The sequence below is a fragment of the Pseudomonas sp. XWY-1 genome, from assembly GCF_002953115.1.
GTDB lineage: Bacteria > Pseudomonadota > Gammaproteobacteria > Pseudomonadales > Pseudomonadaceae > Aquipseudomonas > Aquipseudomonas alloputida.
The window spans coordinates 446,527-463,072 of record NZ_CP026332.1; the positions used below are offsets into that span (position 1 = coordinate 446,527).

A 16,546-nucleotide genomic window follows, 5' to 3' on the forward strand; every position below is an offset into this window, starting at 1 on the left:
TGTGCCGGCCTCTTCGCGGGTAAACCCGCTCCTACAAGGGGTCGCACAGGATTTGAGGGTTGTGCGATCCCTTGTGGCCCGCGAAGAGGCCGGTACGGGCTAAATCAGGCTTGTTGCTGATCAGCCAGTTGGTCAGCCAGGCGCACGAAGGCTGCCAGGTCAAGCTGTTCAGGGCGCAGGCTGCCATCAACGCCAGCAGCCTCGATGGCGGCGCTGTCCAGCAGGCCTTTCATGGTGTTGCGCAGGGTCTTGCGGCGCTGGTTGAACGCTTCGCGAACGACACGCTCCAGCAGCAGGTGGTCCTTGGCCGGGAACGGCAGCACTTCGTGCGGCACCAGGCGGACGATCGCCGAATCCACTTTCGGGGGTGGGTTGAAGGCACCAGGGCCGACATTGAACAGGTGCTCCACGCGGCAGTGGTACTGCACCATGATCGACAAGCGCCCCCAGTCACCGCCGCCAGGGCCGGCGGCCATGCGCTCGACCACTTCCTTTTGCAGCATGAAATGCATGTCGCGGATCAGCCCGGCGTGGCTGAGCAGGTGGAAGATCAGCGGGGTGGAGATGTTGTAGGGCAGGTTGCCAACCACCTTGAGGCTGCGCGGCGGCACGCCCAACTGGTTGAAGTCGAACTTCAGGGCGTCGCCCTGGTGCAGGCGGAAGTTGCTGCGATCGGCGAACTTGTGCTGCAGGATCGGCACCAGATCTTTGTCCAGCTCCACCACGTCCAGCTGTGCGCCACTGCCCAGCAGGCCTTCGGTCAGGGCGCCCTGGCCCGGGCCGATTTCCAGCAGGTGTTCGCCGGCCTTGGCGTTGATGGCACGCAGGATGCGGTCGATGATACCGGCGTCGTGCAGGAAGTTCTGGCCGAAGCGCTTGCGCGCCCGGTGTTGGTATTGCTCGTTCATGGTCGGTTCTCGGCCATCTGGTAGGCGGTTTCCAGTGCGACGCGCAGGCTGCCGGTGTCGACTTTGCCAGTGCCGGCCAGGTCCAGGGCGGTGCCGTGGTCAACCGACGTGCGGATGATCGGCAGGCCCAGGGTCACGTTCACTGCAGCGCCGAAGCCTTTGTACTTGAGTACGGGAAGGCCCTGGTCGTGGTACATCGCCAGCACCGCATCGCAGTGCTCCAGATATTTGGGGGTAAACAGGGTATCGGCCGGCAGCGGTCCGCGCAGGTCCATGCCTTCGGTGCGCAGGCGGGCCAGGGTCGGCTCGATGATGTCGATTTCTTCGCGGCCCAGGTGGCCGCCCTCGCCCGCATGCGGGTTGAGGCCGCACACGAGGATACGCGGGTTGGCAATGCCAAACTTGTCGCGCATGTCGGCATGCAGGATACGGGTTACACGTTCGACGCGCTCTGCAGTGATAGCGTCGGCAACATCACGCAGTGGCAGGTGCGTGGTCACCAGGGCCACGCGCAGGCCGCGGGTGGCCAGCATCATTACCACTTGTGCGGTGCGGGTCAGTTCGGCAAGGAATTCGGTGTGCCCGGAAAAGGCGATACCGCTTTCGTTGATCACACCCTTGTGCACCGGGGCCGTGATCATCCCGGCGAAGTGCCCGTCCAGGCAGCCTTGCCCGGCGCGGGTCAGGGTTTCCAGCACGAACGCTGCGTTGGCCTTGTCGAGCTGGCCTGGCACCACCGGGGCCGCCAAAGGGGTATCCCAGACGTACAGGCTACCTGCGGGTGCCGGGAGGTCAGGCCATTGGCCCGGGGCTACCGGCAGCAGGCTGACGGCCAGCCCCAGCTGCGTGGCCCGCTCGGCGAGCAGGTCACGGCTGGTGATGGCGATCAGGGGGTGAGGCTGGGCGTCTGCGGCGAGCAGCAGGCACAGGTCGGGACCTATGCCGGCCGGCTCGCCGGGGGTGACGGCGAAGCGCAGGGGCTTCACTGGGCGGCCTGGTCAGCGCCAGGCAGCTTGATTTCAACGTAGGCTTCGTCGCGGATCTGGCGCAGCCAGGTTTGCAGTTCTTCGTCATACTTGCGGTTGCGCAGTACGCTCAGGGCCTGCTGTTCGCGAGCTTGCTCGGTGCTGTCGGTGGCGCGGCGGCCCAGCACTTCCAGAACGTGCCAGCCGTACTGGGTCTTGAACGGTTTGGTCACTACGCCTTGCTGGGCATTGGCCATCTGTTCACGGAACTCCGGTACCAGGCTGTTCGGATCGACCCAGTTGAGGTCGCCGCCGTTGAGTGCCGAACCCGGGTCTTCCGAGAAGCTCTTGGCCAGTTCGCCGAAGTCTTCGCCGTTCTTGATCCGATCGTACAGGCGCTCGGCCAGTTGCTGGGTGGCAGCCTCGCTGCGGATCTCGCTTGGCTTGATCAGGATGTGGCGTACATGCACTTCGTCGCGCAGCACGTTCTCGCTGCCACCACGCTTCTCCTCGAGCTTGAGGATGATGAAGCCGTTGGGGATGCGAATAGGCTGGGTAATTTCGCCCACCGGCATGCTGCTGAGCATCTTGGCGAAGTCGGGTGGCAGCTGACCGGCTTTACGCCAGCCCATCTCGCCGCCTTCCAGGGCGTTTTCGCTGGCCGAGTTGGCAATCGCCATCTGGCCGAAGTCAGCACCCTGGCGCAGTTGCTGGTACACGTCACCGACCTTGCGCGCAGCCTTCTGGATATCGTCCGAGTTGGCGGCTTCCGGGGTCGGGATGAGGATGTTGGCCAGGCGGTACTCTTCCGACATCTGCATCTTGCCCAGGTCCGAGGCCAGGAAGTTCTTCACTTCCTGCTCGGACACCTGAATGCGTTCGGCAACGCGGCGTTGGCGCACGCGGCTGATGATCATCTCGCGCTTGACCTGCTCGCGAGCGTCGTCGAACGACAGGCCGTCACGGGCCAGCGCCGCGCGGAACTGGTCCAGCGACATGCCATTGCGCTGGGCAATGGTGCCAATGGCCTGGTTCAGCTCTTCGTCGGTGATGCGTATGCCAGAGCGCTCGCCGATCTGCAGCTGCAGGTTCTCGACGATCAGGCGTTCCAGGACCTGCTGTTCCAGGGCGCTGGTCGGCGGCACGCCGCCGCCGCGCTTGGCGATGGTTTGCTGGACCTCATGGACACGCTGGTCCAGCTGGCTTTGCATGACCACGTCGTTGTCGACGATAGCCACCACGCGATCAAGAGGTTGCACCGCGGCATGCACCGCGCCACTCAGCAAAGCGACGCCCAGCAACACTGGGCGCAGACGATCAATAAGCTTGGTCTTCACGTTCACGGTAACCTTGAATGCCTTGGTCGAGGAAAGACTCGACCTTGTTGCCAACTACGCCGCCGAGGCCTTTCAGGACGATCTGAAGGAAGACACCGTGGTCGCCTTTTTCGTTCTGTGGAAGGGCCTGGCTGAAATCGTCGTAGTCGATCCAGTAACGGTTGATCAGGCGCAGCTTCCAGCAGCAGTTGTCGTATTCGAAACCACCCATGGCTTCCAGGGTACGGTTGCGGTTGTAGTCATGCTGCCAGCGAGCGATTACGTTCCACTGCGGCACGATCGGCCAGATGACCGAGAAGTCGTGCTGCTGGATCTTGTAGTAATCCTTGATGTAGTTCGGATCGCCCGGGGTGCCATAGTCACCGCCGCCCACTTTCCAGGTACCCGTGGTCGAGTCGTAGGCAATGGTGTCGTTACGGTAGCGATAACCGAGGTTGACGATCTTGTTCGGGTTGTCTTCAGGCTGGTAGTGGAACATCGCGCTGCCCGAGCGGGTGCTGCGGCTGTCCGGGTCCCAGTTGAAGTCCGAATTAAAGCGCCAGTCGCGGTTGAAGTAGTAGTTGTACATCAGGGCGTATGGCGATACATCGGACTGCGCGTCCTTGCGGGTGCGGTAGTCGATGCCTGGCAGCTGGACCTTGCGGTCCTTGAAGTAGTAGGCCTGGCCGATGCTGAAGTTCTGGCGCTCGAAGCCGTTCTCCTCGATCCAGCGGGTGGTCACGCCCAGCGACAACTTGTTCTCGTCGCCGATGCGGTCGGTACCACTGAAACGGTTGTCACGGAACAGCGAGTCGTAGCTGAACAGGGTTTCACCCGTGTCGAACAGCGGGATGTCCATCTGGTCCTTGTACGGGACATAGAGGTAGAACATGCGCGGTTCGAGGGTCTGGCGGTAGTTGGTGCCGAACAACGAGGTGTTGCGGTCGAAATACAGGCCGCTGTCGACGCTGAAAATCGGGATATCGCGGTTCAGGTTGCTTTTGTAGTCGCCGAACACGTCCAGTGTGTCTGCGTTCGCGGCAGCAATGTCGCTCTTGCCCTTGCTATCCAGGTCAAGGTCGTAATGGGTATACATGTACTTCAGCTTCGGCGTGATGTAGCCGTAGCTGGCCTCCATCGGCAGGCTGATGGACGGGGCGACGTTCAGGCGGGTACCGTTGGCACGCGCTACACCGAAGATGTTTTCGTCAAGACGACGACCGGGTACGCCGGCGCTGGCGTCTGGATTGCCATCTTCGTCCAGAACGAAATCGTCCTTCAGGTCACGATCAAAGCGAACAGCTTCAGTCTCGTACCCAAGGTTCAAACCGCCAGGCTGGAACGGCAGTGTACCGTTCAGGGTCAGCTGCGGCAGGCGATCATACGGCGTGATCTGCGAGATGGTCGCCATCTCGTAGGCATGCACATTCAACCGCGCGGTGTAGCTGTCGCCTCGGTAGGTCAACGCACCCTGCTGGTTCAGCAGGTCGCGGCTTTCCACGCCAATCTGGTCGGATTCCAGGTCCTGGAAGTAGAACGGGTCGCTGATGTCGGTGTAGTCCACCTCGGTCATCAGGCGTTCGTCCAGGCCACCCTTGTGCTGCCAGTTGACCATCCAGCGCTGATCTTTGTAATCCGTCTGATCTTTGCGGTCGTCGTTCTTGTCGTTCAGGTAGGCGCCGCCGAACTGGCCTTCGCTGGAAGGTGTCAGGTAGCGGAACTCGCCTTCCATCAGCAGGCCGCGCTTGGCCATGTAACGCGGGTACAACGTGGCGTCGTAGTTGGGCGCCAGGTTGAAGTAGTACGGCGTGACCAGCATGAAGCCGGTGTCGCTGCTGGTGCTGAACGACGGCGGCAGGAAACCGGACTGGCGACGGTCGTCAATCGGGAAGTAGATGTACGGTGTATAGAACACCGGGAAATCCTTGACCCGAAGTGTAACGTTGGTCGCAGTACCGAAACCGGTGGCCGGGTTCAGGGTGATGTTGTTGCCTTTCAGCTGCCAGGCGTTGCTGCCCGGTTCGCAGGTGGTGTACGTACCGTCCTTGAGGCGGATGATGGCGTTTTCGCCACGCTTGGCGTACAGGGCACTGCCGCGGATGTGCGACTTGTGCATCACGTATTCGGCGTTGTCGACCTGGGCTTCGCCAGTGTCGAGCTGGATCTGGGCCTCGTCACCGACCACCAGCGAACCGTTGTCACGGATCTTGACGTTGCCCTTGAGCTCGCCACGGTTTTCGGCCTGGTAGAGGTTGGCCTCGTCGGCTTCGGCCTGCATGCTGCCCTGGCGCATCACCACGTCACCGGCGAGGGTAGCGATCTGCTGCTCCTGCTGGTACTTGGATACCTTGGCATTGATGTAGGTCGGCGACTCGTCCTTCGGCGTGGTGTCGGCCATGCCCGGGCGGGTCGGCTCGATATACGCGCCACCGCAGTACGGGCCGGTTTCAGCCAGCTGTGCGGCGGTGAGCTTTTCACGCGGAACCCAGTCCAGGTGGCTGTAGTCTTCGCTGCGCGACTTCAGGCCACGGCCCTTGGCCTCGGTGACCAGCATGGGCCGGTCCGCAGTTTCGGCTTCGCCCGCCGCTTCGGTGCCGGAGCTGACGGCTGCACCTTCGTGCACCGGGCGCGGCGGCAAGTTGTTGACTGGGGTTTTGGGCTTGCAGTCCCAACCACCGGCGGCGGACACTTGGCAGTCGAACTGTTCGGCTGCCACTACGTATGAGGTGGCCAGAGGTTGCAGGGCCAGCAGACCGCCGGTTACCAGCAACGGAAACTTTCTACGAAACGCGGGGGATTTCAATGCCATCTTATTAGTCCGGGCTTCCTGCGTGCCATCTGCCCGCGTGTGGGGCCGCACGCCTCTCGATGGTCTGAAAAAGATGCTGGATAATAAAGCATGACCCGCTTGACGGCTAGGGCCGTCGGAGACCCTTGCAATGCCTGAACACGATGTACGCCTGCAACAACTGACGGTCTGGCTCGATGAGCAGCTCAATGATCTTTTCCGTGACAACGCCTGGGGCGAGGTGCCTGCAGGCAGCCTGACCGCTGCCAGCAGCGACGCCAGCTTCCGCCGCTATTTCCGTTGGCAGGGCGCTGGCCACAGTTTCGTGATCATGGATGCGCCCCCCCCGCAGGAGAACTGCCGACCGTTCGTCGCCATCGACCACCTGCTGGCCAGCGCTGACGTACATGTGCCGCTGATCCACGCCCAGGACCTGGAACGCGGCTTTTTGCTGCTTGGGGATCTGGGCACTCAGACATACCTTGACATCATCAATGCCGACAACGCCGATGGCCTGTTCGCCGACGCCATCGATGCCCTTCTGAAGTTCCAGCGTTTGCCAATGGACGCGCCGCTGCCCAGCTACGACGACGCCCTGCTGCGCCGGGAAGTGGAACTGTTCCCCGAATGGTACGTGGGGCGTGAGCTGGGCCTGACCTTCACCGATGCACAGAAGGCCACCTGGCAGCGCGTCAGCCAGTTGCTGATCGACAGCGCCCTGGCGCAGCCCAAGGTGCTGGTACACCGTGACTACATGCCGCGCAACCTGATGCAGAGCACCCCCAACCCTGGTGTGCTGGACTTTCAGGATGCGGTATACGGCCCGGTCACCTACGACATAACCTGCCTGTTCAAGGACGCCTTTGTCAGCTGGCCGCAGGCGCGGGTCGAAGGTTGGCTGAGCGACTACTGGCAGCAGGCGCAGGCGGCTGGCATCCCGGTGCACGCCGAGTTCGAAGCCTTCCACCGCGCCAGTGACCTGATGGGCGTGCAGCGGCACCTGAAGGTGATCGGCATCTTCGCCCGTATCTGCCACCGCGACGGCAAGCCGCGTTACCTGGGCGACGTGCCGCGTTTCTTCGCCTATATAAATGAAGTGATCGGTCGCCGGCCCGAATTGGCGGAGCTGGGTGAGCTGATTGCCGAGTTGCAGGCCGGAGCGCGTGCATGAAGGCCATGATCCTGGCTGCGGGGAAGGGCGAGCGCATGCGCCCGCTGACCCTGCACACCCCAAAACCGTTGGTCCCGGTCGCCGGCCAGCCGCTGATCGAGTACCACTTGCGCGCCCTGGCGGCAGCGGGCGTGACCGAAGTGGTGATCAACCATGCCTGGCTTGGCCAGCAGATCGAAGACCATCTGGCCGACGGTAGCCGCTTCGGTCTGAGCATTCGCTATTCACCTGAAGGTGAACCGCTGGAAACCGGCGGCGGCATCTTCAAGGCCCTGCCTTTGTTGGGTGATGCGCCGTTCCTGCTGGTGAATGGCGATGTGTGGACCGACTACGACTTCGCGCGATTGCAGGCTCCCCTGCAAGGTCTGGCTCACCTGGTACTGGTCGACAACCCTGGCCATCACGGCCGTGGTGACTTCCGCCTGGTGGGCGAGCAGGTCGTTGACGGCGATGACGCGCCCGGCACGCTGACCTTCAGCGGCATTTCCGTGCTGCACCCGGCGCTGTTCGAAGGTTGCCAGGCGGGTGCCTTCAAGCTGGCACCGTTGCTGCGCCAGGCGATGGCGGCCGGCAAGGTATCTGGCGAACACTACCGTGGGCACTGGGTGGATGTTGGCACGCTTGAACGCCTGGCCGAGGCTGAGTCTCTGATTGGCGAGCGCGCCTGACATGTGGTGGCCAGGCACGGTGATAGGCGTGGGTGCCGGCTTTGCCGTTGCGAGCATACCGGGTGCCTTGCTCGGTGCGTTGCTTGGGCAGGCCATCGACCGCCGGCTGCGCTTGCAAGGCTGGGAAGACATGCGCGAACGCCTGGGTGGGCGCCCCGCATTACGCGACGACGAGTTGTTGTTCGTGATGCTCGGGCGCCTGGCCAAGTGCGATGGCCGGGTAGCCGAGCAGCATATCCAGCAGGCGCGTCAGGAGATGGTGCGCCTGGACCTGGCCGAGGCAGCCCGGTTGCGCGCCATCAATGCGTTCAACCGTGGAAAGGCGGGCAAAGACCGGCTTGGCGGGCACCTGCGGCGCATCAGTCAGCAGCCCCACGCGGCGGAAGGTACCTTGCGGGCCTGCTGGCGCATGGTCTGGGCTGACGGCAAGATGGGCAACAAGGAGCGTGAGTTGCTGCTGGACTGGGGGCAGAAGCTGGGCATGAGTCGACGCCAGGTGCAGGCCATGTCCCTGGAGTACGAGCCGCGCAAGGCCACGGGTACAGAAAGCGTGCCCATGACCTACGCGGCAGCGTTGCGCTTGCTGGCGGTGGACGCAGACACCGACACCGATAAGGTCAAGCAGGCGTATCGTCGGCTTGTCAGCCGGCATCACCCGGACAAGCTGGCAGGTACCGGTGCCAGCGAGGCGCAGGTGCGTGAAGCAACCGCGCGTACCCGTGAGTTGCACCAGGCCTATGCCATGATCCGCAAGCGGCGCGGCCTTTGACGCCCCGCCACAAGGATCAAGCCTGACTCAGCCCTGAGGGCTCATCCACCCCCGCACCCGGCGGAACAATTGTTCTTGTTCCGCCGCTTTGTTTGCTGGCATGGCAATCAATGACAATTGTCGGTACTGGCTATCCTTCTGCCGCTTGCTGGCCTGCAGCCGTTGCTGGGCTGCGTTGCGGTCAGCGCTGCGGGTGGCGTAGTAGATATCGGCCGTGGGTACCTTCAAGGTTGGGGCCAGGCTTTCCAGGTCCTGCTCCACCCGTGCAGGGGTCTGCGCAGCGACCATCACCAGTTTTTGTACCTGTGGTGGCTGCTTCTCGCTCAGGTAGCGCGCCGCCCAATATGCACCGCTACCATGGCCGATCAGTACGATGCTGCGGGCATTGTGTTGTTGGGCGAACGCCACGGCGGCATCCAGGCGGGCGAAGATGCGTTCGGCATCTGCCGGGTCGGCCTGCTCGCTGGCTTGTTCGGCATCGGTGCTTTCTGCTGTGTCGGCATCGGCTGCGGTGGCTTGGGCCACGTTGGCGTTGGCATCGGCCGGAACGTCCTTGGCCGGTGCGCTTTCGCCTTTGTCTGGCGCAGGCGCTGCCGGTGGTGTGGCTTCGACCCGCGCTTGCGGGCTGTCTGCGAGCAGGTCGGGCAGGCTGACGCTCAGGCTGTGCCAGCCGATATCAGGGAATTTTTGCCGCAGTGGGCCGACTGCATTTGGCCAGTCGGCCGTTTCGCCTGCGCCGGGGACAATGATCACCGCCCCTTGCGGATCGTTGTCGTTGGCCGGCTTCCACAGGGCCAGGAAGCTGTCGGCACCGGCCTGCAGGGTCTGCTGCTCAGCCTTGGGCAGCAGCCGTTCCAGCGCCAGTGCATCCTCCTGGCTGCGTTCCAGCAAGGGTGGGCGTGGGGCCTCGGCAGCCGGTGCCATGGCATTTGCAGGTGGTTTTTCGGCATCGGCGGCCAGGGCGCCGAGTGGAAGGACCGAGGCCAGGCAGCACATTGCCAGCGTCGTGCGATAAAGTGTGGACATGAGTCAACCCAAGGCCAGAATGAAACCGGCAGCCTAATAGTATTTGCCCGTGACGGCCATGCTGCATGGCCGTCTTTGCCAAGTCGAGCGTATAGATGAAGCGAGTGCGTCGCCTGTTGGTTATCGGCTGCTTGTGGCTGCCCTTGATTGCCTGGGCCAAGCCCGAGGCGCCACCCTCTGTGGTGCTGGAGCCTGACCAGCAGCAGTGGCTGGACACCCACCGCAGCCTGCGTGTCGGCCTGGTGTTGCAGGCGCCCTACGCCCAGTTCGACCGGCGTCTGCAGCAACTGTACGGGGCCAATGTGGAGCTGGTGAACAGCCTGGCGCAGGCGCTGCGGCTGGACCTCACCTGGCGTAACTTCAGTGACCAGGCCAGTTTGGAACATGCCCTGCAAAGCGGCGAAATCGACTTCGCCCCTGGCCTTACCCAGACGCCGGCCAGCCTGCGCCTGTGGCTATTCAGCGACCCGTACATGCGCGTGCCACAGCTGGTGGTGGGGCCGCGCACCGGGGCCATGGCCGTGGAGCTGGAAAAGCTTGAAGCCGAGCAACGCGTGGCGGTGCGCATGCCCAGCCCGCTGGCGGATTACCTGCGCGGCAACTACGGCAACCTCAACCTGCAGGGGGTGCCCGACGATCGTGAGGCCTTGCAACTGGTGGTAGGCGGCCAGGCCAGTTTCGCCGTGCTGGATGAAGCGCAGCTCAGCCGCCTGTCGCGCGAGAGCGAGTTCGGTGAGCTGGCGGTGGTCGGCGATATCGGCCTGCCGCAACTGTTGCGTATCGGTTCGCGGCGCGACTGGCCGCTGCTGGCCGATGTACTTGAACGTGGCTTGCAGGCAGTGCCGGCCAAGGAGCTGGAACAACTGCATCAGCGCTGGTTGCAGCCGAAGTACCCGCGCCTGAGCGAGTCGCCGGGCTTCTGGCAGAACATGGCCTTGCTGTTCGGTCTGTTGCTGTTGTGTGCCTTGGCCACGCTGGTGTGGCAACGCCGTCAGCAGCGCCAGCTGGAGCGCAGCCTGTTGGCCGCGCGGGAGAGCCTTGTTGAACGCCAGGTGCGCGAAGAGGCGTTGCGCCTGAGCCAGTTCGCCATCGATCAGAGCACCGTGGGTATTCTCTGGGTCAACTGGGACAGCCATGTGCGTTACGCCAACCATGCCGCCGAGCGCATGTTGGGCTACAGCGAAGGGGCGTTGCTGGAGCGGCCGCTAAGCGACTTCGAGCCAAGCCTGAACATGGACCGTTGGCTAGAGCTGTGGAAGGGGGCGCGGACAGGGGCGGGGGGTGTCGGTCAGTTTGAGACGCAATGCCGGCGGGCTGATCAAAGCTTGCTACCCGTGGAGCTGTCGCTGAGCTTTCTGCGCTTTCGTGATTCCGAATATCTGGTGGTCTACCTCGCCGATGTCACCGAGCGCCACCGTGCCCTGGCGGCCCTTCGCGAAAGCGAGGCGCGGCTCAAGGGCATTGCTGGCAACGTACCAGGGTTGGTGTTTCGCCTGGAACGTGACCCGGCCGAGGGCGATCTGGAGTTCCCCTATATCAGTGAAGGTAGCGAGGCTTTGGTGGGTTATGCACCCAGCGAGATCCAGCACCCGCAGATGGGCCTGCGCAACCTGGTGCACCCCGAGGACCGTGCTGATTATCACCGGGTGCAGGACCTGGCCCTGGCCAGCGACCAGGACTGGTCCTGGCAGGGGCGCATCCTCACCCGGCAGGGCGAACAGCGCTGGGCCGATATCAAGGCCAGCGCCCGGCATCTGGGCAACGGCCAGGTGGTGTGGGACGGTGTAGTCTGGGACATCACACAGGGCAAGCGGGCCGAGCTGGCGCTGGCGAAGTCCCAGGAGCAGTTGCGCGAACTCTCGGCCCACCTGGAGAGCGTGCGTGAAGAGGAAAAAGCCCGTATCGCCCGGGAAGTGCATGATGAACTGGGGCAGATGCTGACCGTGCTCAAGCTGGAAGTGTCGATGTGCGAGCTGGCCTATGCCGAGCTGGACCCTGGCCTGAATGATCGCCTGGCGAGCATGAAGCGCCTGATCGCCCAGTTGTTCCAGTTGGTGCGCGATGTCGCCACTGCCTTGCGTCCGCCGATCCTCGATGCCGGCATCGCCTCGGCCATCGAATGGCAGGCGCGGCGTTTCGAGGCACGCACGCAAATCCCCTGTCTGGTGCAAGTACCCGATAATCTGCCAGCATTGAGTGATGCCAAGGCCACCGGGCTGTTTCGTATCCTCCAGGAGGCGCTGACCAATGTGATGCGTCACGCCCAGGCGCACAGCGTAGAGATTGAGCTGGTACGTGAGGGCGAACAGTTGCGCATGACGGTCAGTGATGATGGCCAAGGCTTTTGTCGCGAGCAGACCCGGCCCACCTCGTTTGGCCTGGTGGGTGTGCGCGAGCGGGTGCTGATGCTGGGGGGAAGCATGGCGCTGGAAAGCGAGCCGGGCGAAGGCACCAGCCTGAGTGTGGCCATTCCGTTGGAGTAGGAGAGCAATCGTGATTCGAGTACTGGTGGCCGAAGACCACACCATTGTCCGTGAAGGCATCAAGCAGTTGATTGGCCTGGCCAAGGACATGCAAGTGGCGGGGGAGGCCGGTAATGGCGAGCAGTTGCTCGAAACCCTGCGCCACACACCGTGCGAGGTGGTACTGCTGGATATCTCGATGCCGGGTGTGAACGGCCTGGAGGCGATCCCGCGTATCCGTGCGCTGCACGATGCTCCAGCGATCCTGATGTTGTCGATGCACGATGAGGCACAGATGGCGGCGCGGGCGCTGAAGGCCGGTGCGGCGGGCTATGCCACCAAAGACAGTGACCCCGCGCTGTTGTTGACGGCGATTCGTCGGGTGGCCGGTGGCGGGCGTTATATCGACCCGTCGCTGGCCGACCGCATGGTGTTCGAAGTAGGCCTCACCGAATCCCGGCCGTTGCACACACTGCTCTCGGAGCGGGAGTTTTCGGTGTTCGAGCGCCTGGCCCAGGGCGCCAACGTCAACGACATCGCCCAGCAGTTGGCGCTGTCGAGCAAGACCATCAGCACCCACAAGGCACGCCTGATGCAGAAGTTGAAAGTGAACTCGCTGGCGGAGCTGGTGAAGTACGCCATGGAGCACAAGCTGATCTGATTGCGACATACGGGTGCCCGAAACTTGCCGAAGCCTCTGTGGGAGCGGGCATGCCCGCGAACGGGCCTGGCCTGCTGATCTCTATGGCTGAGCCGGCCTCTTCGCGGGCATGCCCGCTCCCACAGGTTTCGTGGTTGGCTCGCAAGGGCATTCCAATCCCGCCATCCTTGTAGGGCGATCCCTACAACAAATCTTCCATCCGGATGATGGCATTCTCTCAGTGCCCCCGATTTTCGGGCGCTTGCGTCTCTTCTACTCTTTTGCCTACGCAGTCATCCAACAAGAAGGTGCAGGCATGAGCGAGGCGAAGTCGAACGCTGCAACCGGCGAAACGCTGGTCAGCTTCCGTGGTGTGCAGAAGAGCTACGACGGCGAGTCGCTGATCGTCAAAGACCTCAACCTGGATATCCGCAAGGGCGAGTTCCTCACCCTGCTTGGCCCGTCCGGCTCGGGCAAGACCACCAGCCTGATGATGCTGGCGGGCTTCGAAACGCCCACCGCCGGTGAAATCCAGCTTGGCGGGCGCTCGATCAACAACGTGCCGCCGCACAAGCGTGATATCGGCATGGTGTTCCAGAACTACGCGCTGTTTCCGCACATGACCGTGGCCGAGAACCTGGCCTTTCCGCTGACCGTGCGCAACCTGAGCAAGACCGACATCAGCGAGCGGGTCAAACGTGTGCTGAACATGGTGCAGCTCGACGCTTTCGCCAAACGCTACCCCGGCCAGTTGTCCGGTGGCCAGCAGCAGCGGGTGGCGCTGGCCCGGGCATTGGTGTTCGAGCCTCAGCTGGTGCTGATGGACGAGCCACTTGGCGCGCTGGACAAACAGCTGCGCGAACACATGCAGATGGAGATCAAGCACATTCACCAACGTCTTGGTGTGACCGTGGTGTACGTGACCCACGACCAGGGCGAAGCGCTGACCATGTCCGACCGCGTGGCGGTGTTCCACCAGGGCGAAATCCAGCAGATCGCCGACCCGCGCACGCTGTACGAAGAGCCCTGCAACACCTTCGTCGCCAACTTCATCGGCGAGAACAACCGCATCAGCGGCACCCTGCTGGCCAGTGATGGCAAACGTTGCCAGGTGCAGTTGCCTCGCGGCGAGCGGGTCGAGGCGCTGGCGGTGAATGTCGGCCAGGCCGGCGAGCCGGTGACCCTGTCGATACGCCCGGAGCGCGTGCGCCTGAACGGCCACAGTGAAAGCTGCGTCAACCGGTTCTCTGGCCGGGTGGCCGAATTCATTTACCTGGGCGACCACGTGCGGGTGCGTCTGGAGGTTTGCGGCAAAGGCGACTTCTTCGTGAAGCAGCCGATTGCCGAGCTCGACCCGGCGTTGGCCGTGGGCGATGTAGTACCGCTGGGCTGGGAGGTGGAGCACGCCCGCGCGCTCGATCCGATTGCCGAAGCCCATTGATGGATTGCTTCACCAACCCTGTACTGTGGAGAGAATAATAATGCGCAAGCAGTTGAAACTGACCGCCCTGGCTTTGGGGCTGTTCACCGCTGGCCAGGCCATGGCCGCAGACCTCACCGTGATCTCGTTCGGCGGCGCCAACAAGGCTGCCCAGGTCAAAGCGTTCTACGAACCCTGGGAAAAAGCGGGTAATGGAAAGATTGTCGCGGGTGAGTACAACGGCGAAATGGCCAAGGTCAAGGCAATGGTCGACACCAAGAGTGTGTCGTGGAACCTGGTAGAGGTTGAGTCGCCAGAGCTGGCGCGCGGTTGCGACGAAGGCATGTTCGAAGAGCTCGACCCGGCCCTGTTCGGCAACGAGGAAGACTACGTGCCTGGTGCCATTCAGCCTTGCGGTGTGGGCTTCTTCGTCTGGTCCACGGTCATGGCCTACAACGCCGACAAGCTCAAGACCGCCCCCACCAGCTGGGCCGATTTCTGGGACACCAAGCAGTTCCCGGGCAAGCGCGGCCTGCGCAAGGGCGCCAAGTACACGATGGAATTTGCACTGATGGCCGACGGTGTTGCGCCCAAGGACGTCTACAAAGTGCTGGCAACCAAGGAAGGCCAGGACCGCGCCTTCAAGAAACTCGACGAACTCAAGCCCAGCATCCAGTGGTGGGAGGCGGGTGCACAGCCACCGCAGTTCCTGGCCTCTGGCGACGTGGTCATGAGCTCTGCCTACAACGGCCGTATTGCCGCTGTGCAGAAAGAAAGCAACCTCAAGGTGGTGTGGAACGGCGGCATCTACGACTTCGATGCATGGGCAATTCCTAAAGGCGCCAAAAACGTCGAAGAGGCGAAGAAGTTCATCGCCTACAGCGTCAAGCCCGAGCAGCAGAAGATCTACTCCGAAAACATCGCCTATGGCCCGGCCAACTCCAAGGCCGTGAGCCTGCTGTCGGACGAAGTGAAGAAAGACATGCCGACCACGCCTGAGAACATTGCCAACCAGGTGCAGATCGACGTGACCTTCTGGGCCGACAACAGCGAGCAGCTGGAGCAACGCTTCAACGCCTGGGCGGCGAAGAAGTAAACGTCCAGTGTGTGGGGCCGTAAAGCGGCCCCCAATTCAGCCTGTATTGCGGAGTTCGCCATGGCCATTGCAGTGCCCCTCAACGAAGGCGCAGGTCCAAGTCTCAAGCAGCGCCTCAAACACGCCGAGCGGGTCAACCGCTGGAAGGCGCAGGCGTTGATCGCGCCGCTGGCGCTGTTTCTTCTGCTGGTGTTCCTGGTGCCGATTGCGGCGCTGCTGTACAAGAGCGTCGGCAACCCTGAAGTAGTCGCCGGCCTGCCGCGCACGGTGGAAGTCATCAGCCAGTGGGATGGCAAGAGCCTGCCAGGCGAGGACGTTTACAAGGCGCTGAGCCAGGATTTGGCCCAGTCGCGCAAGAACCAGACCCTTGGTGACCTTTCCAAACGCTTGAACATGGAACTGGCCGGTTACCGCAGCTTGTTGACCAAGACTGCCCGTGCACTGCCCTTCAAGGCTGAGCCTGCCTCTTATAAAGAGGCATTGCAGGCTGTCGACGAGCGTTGGGGCGACCCGGCTTATTGGCAGGCGATACGCCGCAATACCAGTTCGGTGACTTCTTTCTACCTGCTGGCCTCGGTGGACCATCGCATCGATGACCTTGGTGAGCTGGCCAAGGCCACCCCGGACCAGGCCATTTACCTGGACATTTTTATCCGTACCCTGTGGATGGGCGTGGTGATTACCACTATCTGCCTGGTACTGGCCTACCCACTGGCCTACTTGTTGGCCAACCTGCCGACCCGGCAGAGCAACCTGCTGATGATTCTGGTGCTGTTGCCTTTCTGGACATCGATCCTGGTGCGGGTGGCGGCCTGGATCGTGCTGCTGCAGTCGGGTGGGCTGATCAATAGCGCGCTGATGGCCATGGGCATCATCGACCAGCCGCTGGAGCTGGTGTTCAACCGCACAGGCGTCTACATCTCGATGGTGCACATCCTGCTGCCGTTCATGATCCTGCCACTGTACAGCGTGATGAAGGGTATTTCCCCGGGGTACATGCGTGCGGCGATCTCGCTGGGCTGCCACCCGTTCGCCAGTTTCTGGCGGGTGTACTTCCCGCAGACTTACGCCGGTGTTGGCGCCGGTTGCCTGCTGGTGTTCATCCTGGCCATCGGTTACTACATCACCCCGGCGCTGCTGGGTAGCCCCAACGACCAGATGGTCAGCTACTTCGTCGCCTTCTATACCAACACCAGCATCAACTGGGGCATGGCCACCGCACTGGGCGGGCTGTTGCTGCTGGCGACCGTGCTGTTGTACCTGATCTATAGCTGGCTGGTCGGCGCCAGCCGTCTGCGCCTGAGCTGAGGAGCCTGT

At 62.8% G+C, this 16,546-nt stretch carries 13 protein-coding genes; 8 read left to right on the top strand and 5 right to left on the bottom strand.

Features of this window, described 5'->3' with window-relative positions; genetic code table 11:
* Window positions 1–104: 104 nt before the first annotated feature.
* Genes rsmA through PRJ_RS02020 form a run of 4 tightly spaced genes read right to left on the bottom strand, consistent with a single transcriptional unit; the run spans window position 105 to window position 5,998 of the window.
* Window positions 105–908, bottom strand: a complete 804-nt coding sequence (gene rsmA / locus PRJ_RS02005; protein ID WP_003255558.1) for a 16S rRNA (adenine(1518)-N(6)/adenine(1519)-N(6))-dimethyltransferase RsmA — start codon at window positions 906–908, stop codon at window positions 105–107.
* The gene (gene pdxA, locus PRJ_RS02010; protein ID WP_003255557.1) at window positions 905–1,894 is read right to left on the bottom strand and encodes a 4-hydroxythreonine-4-phosphate dehydrogenase PdxA; all 990 of its coding nucleotides are present in this window, start codon (window positions 1,892–1,894) and stop codon (window positions 905–907) included. Before pdxA ends, rsmA begins: the two co-directional genes overlap by 4 nt.
* Window positions 1,891–3,210 (bottom strand): peptidylprolyl isomerase SurA, encoded by a 1,320-nt coding sequence (gene surA, locus PRJ_RS02015; RefSeq protein WP_011953306.1) that lies wholly within the window; start codon window positions 3,208–3,210, stop codon window positions 1,891–1,893. Before surA ends, pdxA begins: the two co-directional genes overlap by 4 nt.
* Window positions 3,191–5,998: an LPS-assembly protein LptD gene (locus tag PRJ_RS02020; protein ID WP_104960675.1), complete on the bottom strand. Its 2,808-nt coding sequence runs from the start codon at window positions 5,996–5,998 to the stop codon at window positions 3,191–3,193. Before PRJ_RS02020 ends, surA begins: the two co-directional genes overlap by 20 nt.
* A 130-nt stretch (window positions 5,999–6,128) precedes the next feature.
* Here PRJ_RS02020 and PRJ_RS02025 point away from each other — a divergent pair, with 130 nt between their 5' ends.
* Genes PRJ_RS02025 through PRJ_RS02035 form a run of 3 tightly spaced genes read left to right on the top strand, consistent with a single transcriptional unit; the run spans window position 6,129 to window position 8,585 of the window.
* On the top strand, window positions 6,129–7,148 hold the full coding sequence (locus PRJ_RS02025; protein WP_014755129.1) for an aminoglycoside phosphotransferase family protein: 1,020 nt from the start codon (window positions 6,129–6,131) through the stop codon (window positions 7,146–7,148).
* Complete coding sequence (murU, locus tag PRJ_RS02030) at window positions 7,145–7,816, top strand: N-acetylmuramate alpha-1-phosphate uridylyltransferase MurU (RefSeq protein ID WP_104960676.1); 672 nt, start codon at window positions 7,145–7,147, stop codon at window positions 7,814–7,816. Before PRJ_RS02025 ends, murU begins: the two co-directional genes overlap by 4 nt.
* A gap of 1 nt (window position 7,817) precedes the next feature.
* Window positions 7,818–8,585, top strand: coding sequence for a TerB family tellurite resistance protein (locus PRJ_RS02035; protein ID WP_104960677.1), 768 nt, complete (start codon window positions 7,818–7,820; stop codon window positions 8,583–8,585).
* A 27-nt stretch (window positions 8,586–8,612) separates the two neighbouring features.
* Here PRJ_RS02035 and PRJ_RS02040 read toward each other — a convergent pair whose 3' ends face one another.
* Window positions 8,613–9,611 (bottom strand): alpha/beta hydrolase family protein, encoded by a 999-nt coding sequence (locus tag PRJ_RS02040; RefSeq protein ID WP_010951747.1) that lies wholly within the window; start codon window positions 9,609–9,611, stop codon window positions 8,613–8,615.
* A 95-nt stretch (window positions 9,612–9,706) separates the two neighbouring features.
* Here PRJ_RS02040 and PRJ_RS02045 point away from each other — a divergent pair, with 95 nt between their 5' ends.
* The 5 genes from PRJ_RS02045 to PRJ_RS02065 all read left to right on the top strand — a co-directional run bounded on the left by PRJ_RS02045 (window position 9,707) and on the right by PRJ_RS02065 (window position 16,537).
* On the top strand, window positions 9,707–12,094 hold the full coding sequence (locus PRJ_RS02045) for a PAS domain S-box protein (RefSeq protein WP_104960678.1): 2,388 nt from the start codon (window positions 9,707–9,709) through the stop codon (window positions 12,092–12,094).
* A 7-nt stretch (window positions 12,095–12,101) separates the two neighbouring features.
* Window positions 12,102–12,734 (top strand): response regulator transcription factor, encoded by a 633-nt coding sequence (locus PRJ_RS02050; RefSeq protein ID WP_172830947.1) that lies wholly within the window; start codon window positions 12,102–12,104, stop codon window positions 12,732–12,734.
* A gap of 295 nt (window positions 12,735–13,029) precedes the next feature.
* Window positions 13,030–14,154 (top strand): ABC transporter ATP-binding protein, encoded by a 1,125-nt coding sequence (locus PRJ_RS02055; protein ID WP_003255547.1) that lies wholly within the window; start codon window positions 13,030–13,032, stop codon window positions 14,152–14,154.
* 40 nt (window positions 14,155–14,194) lie between these two features.
* On the top strand, window positions 14,195–15,229 hold the full coding sequence (locus PRJ_RS02060; RefSeq protein ID WP_019439217.1) for an ABC transporter substrate-binding protein: 1,035 nt from the start codon (window positions 14,195–14,197) through the stop codon (window positions 15,227–15,229).
* A gap of 60 nt (window positions 15,230–15,289) precedes the next feature.
* A complete protein-coding gene (locus PRJ_RS02065) occupies window positions 15,290–16,537 on the top strand; it encodes an ABC transporter permease (protein WP_104960679.1) in 1,248 nt (415 codons plus the stop codon).
* Window positions 16,538–16,546: the final 9 nt, after the last annotated feature.

Coding starts and splice junctions, on each gene's coding strand:
- rsmA (WP_003255558.1), bottom strand. CDS start 908: ATGAACGAGCAATACCAACACCGGGCGCGCAAGCGCTTCGGCCAGAAC.
- PRJ_RS02020 (WP_104960675.1), bottom strand. CDS start 5,998: ATGGCATTGAAATCCCCCGCGTTTCGTAGAAAGTTTCCGTTGCTGGTA.
- PRJ_RS02025 (WP_014755129.1), top strand. CDS start 6,129: ATGCCTGAACACGATGTACGCCTGCAACAACTGACGGTCTGGCTCGAT.
- murU (WP_104960676.1), top strand. CDS start 7,145: ATGAAGGCCATGATCCTGGCTGCGGGGAAGGGCGAGCGCATGCGCCCG.
- PRJ_RS02035 (WP_104960677.1), top strand. CDS start 7,818: ATGTGGTGGCCAGGCACGGTGATAGGCGTGGGTGCCGGCTTTGCCGTT.
- PRJ_RS02040 (WP_010951747.1), bottom strand. CDS start 9,611: ATGTCCACACTTTATCGCACGACGCTGGCAATGTGCTGCCTGGCCTCG.
- PRJ_RS02045 (WP_104960678.1), top strand. CDS start 9,707: ATGAAGCGAGTGCGTCGCCTGTTGGTTATCGGCTGCTTGTGGCTGCCC.
- PRJ_RS02055 (WP_003255547.1), top strand. CDS start 13,030: ATGAGCGAGGCGAAGTCGAACGCTGCAACCGGCGAAACGCTGGTCAGC.
- PRJ_RS02060 (WP_019439217.1), top strand. CDS start 14,195: ATGCGCAAGCAGTTGAAACTGACCGCCCTGGCTTTGGGGCTGTTCACC.
- PRJ_RS02065 (WP_104960679.1), top strand. CDS start 15,290: ATGGCCATTGCAGTGCCCCTCAACGAAGGCGCAGGTCCAAGTCTCAAG.